The 2117-nt window shown below is 44.1% G+C and carries 1 protein-coding gene, 2 tRNA genes and 1 rRNA gene; all 4 read left to right on the forward strand.

All coding sequences use genetic code 11. The annotated features are described in order from the left end of the window. The first annotated feature begins 213 nt into the window (after positions 1 to 213). The 4 genes from rrf (at position 214) to ACYQ2O_RS11935 (ending at position 1891) form a co-directional block, all read left to right on the forward strand. Positions 214 to 329 (forward strand): 5S ribosomal RNA (gene rrf / locus ACYQ2O_RS11920). A 32-nt stretch (positions 330 to 361) separates the two neighbouring features. After that, positions 362 to 434: transfer RNA gene (locus tag ACYQ2O_RS11925), tRNA-Asn, on the forward strand. 27 nt (positions 435 to 461) lie between these two features. Further along, positions 462 to 534, forward strand: a tRNA-Thr gene (locus ACYQ2O_RS11930). Positions 535 to 703: 169 nt separating this feature from the next. Further along, positions 704 to 1891 carry a hypothetical protein gene (locus tag ACYQ2O_RS11935; protein WP_346025009.1) on the forward strand — a complete coding sequence of 396 codons (1188 nt, stop codon included), beginning with the start codon at positions 704 to 706 and terminating at the stop codon, positions 1889 to 1891. The last annotated feature ends 226 nt before the right edge of the window (positions 1892 to 2117 follow it).

Consider the following 2117-nt stretch of genomic DNA (forward strand, 5'->3'; position numbering starts at 1 on the left):
GATAGGCTGGAAGTGGAAGCATAGTGATATGTGGAGCGGACCAGTACTAATCGGTCGAGGACTTAACCACAAGAAAGAAAGTATAGCGAGGCGGAATCATCTGCCGAGCGAAACTGGACTGACGTGTCTTAAGGGTAAGTGGTGTTGTTTCGTGTTGATCAGCTGTCTAGTTTTGAGAGAACAAGGTTCTCGAGTTTAATAAAAGAGTCACTGTGCGGTGACGATGGCGGGAAGGATCCACCTGTTCCCATTCCGAACACAGCCGTTAAGCTTCCCAGCGCCGAGGATAGTGAAGGGTTTCCCTTTGTGAAAGCAGTACGTTGCCGTGCAGCTCTTTTTTTGTTATAATAGCATTAATTATTCCGCAATAGCTCAGTTGGTAGAGCGCACGACTGTTAATCGTGTTGTCGCAGGTTCGAGCCCTGCTTGCGGAGTTTTTTTTTGAAATAAAACACATATACGCCGCTTTAGCTCAGCAGGTAGAGCGCATCCATGGTAAGGATGAGGTCGCCGGTTCAAGCCCGGCAAGTGGCTTAGATAAAGATATCACTTAACTGTGGTGTCTTTTTTTGTATGAACATAACCATCTTGAACCTAAATAAGAGCTGGAACCAGTGAAGATGAGCATATCAGCTGTAATTTTGAAGGCAATAAGGTAATGTATCCCTATAAAAGTTTACAAAAGATAAGGGAGAGAAAAAGAATGAAGAAATTATGGTTAGTGGGGATAGCACTGCTCATAATGGCAGGCTGTGATAACGGGGAGGTTCCGTCTTCTGCTGATGACGAAGTGGTTTCAGAAGACATTGAGGAACCGGTTGACACAGAAGACGACGAGAGTGAAGGTGAAGTGGCCCCTGTCACAGATGATTCAGTGGACACAGAAGAAGTGGAACAGGGAGAAGAAATGGCTTTTGTTCTGCAGATATCAGATGAAGCCAGTGGACTCTCTGCCGAGAATGATGAAGTCCTTTCATTATTGAAAGGGTTGGTTGAGGAGTCAGTGACAGGCGAATTAGGAGAGGATGGGGAAGTCCGTGCTCAATATTCAGGTCTGTTCCTGACAGATGAGACAAGCCTATTGTACGTGGTCTTTCTGCTTTCAAACCGGTCTCAGGAAACCATGACGAATATAGGTCTGACACTTTCTGTTGTTACTGATGATACGACAATTTTTGAAAACAAGCAGATCTATCTTGACCAAGAACATTTTGGCGTGCTGGAACCTAATACTGTCATGCCCGTGTATGTTGAACTAGATGTTAGTCAGCTAGGTGTAATAGAGGAATTAAGTGACAGTCGTCAAGAAACAACCTATATAAGCAATGTCATGTATGATATTCCAGGAGAAAACCCAGATTCCAGAGATCCTGAAGGCTACGAAGCCGGCTATCGTCCGGAGTATATATTAATGGAGTCTGAGAATGGGCAAAGCAGGTCCGGAGAATGGGAAGAGAATAGTCCAGAGCTGGAATATGTGATACCTGAGAATCTAGAAGATGAAGACATTAGCTTAGCCCTATTGCAGGTCGAGAATGTCCTTGATCTTGCCCAGGCTGAATCAATAGCCAATGATGTGACGATTTTCTGGACTGGAGTTGCACAGCAGAATGTCGAAGAAGATAACTGGGAAGGTATATTCTTACTCATGAACAGGACAGGGATGGATTACAAGAATATCGAATTTGGGTTTACACTTGAAGATGAGACAGGAAATGTCGTATTTGAGAACCAGAGCATTTCCTTACCGGAAGATGAATTTGGCGTGTTTAGAGATGGAACGATGATACCGATTTTTATACCCATTCCTGATGAGGGTGAAGAAGCATTCATGGGAATTCTTGAACGTTACGGTGCAATGTACAGATTCGAATCATGGGAAGCTGAATGATAGAAGGAAGTGCAAGATAGTTACTGTCAGTACTTGGATATAAAAGATATATACTAATACGAAAAAACTCCTCATTTTGTATAGAGGAGTTTTTTTTGATCGTGCGCCCGGCATGGGCGACAACTTGGTGGTGAAAGTCCACTACAGACTTGGCAGTAGGAACTGTTAGCGAAAGTCAAGGGTGTCCGCCGTGAGGCGGAATCTGAAGGAAGACGGACGCAAATGC

This window comes from Alkalibacterium sp. m-11 (assembly GCF_054658155.1).

Coding starts and splice junctions, on each gene's coding strand:
- ACYQ2O_RS11935 (WP_346025009.1), top strand. CDS start 704: ATGAAGAAATTATGGTTAGTGGGGATAGCACTGCTCATAATGGCAGGC.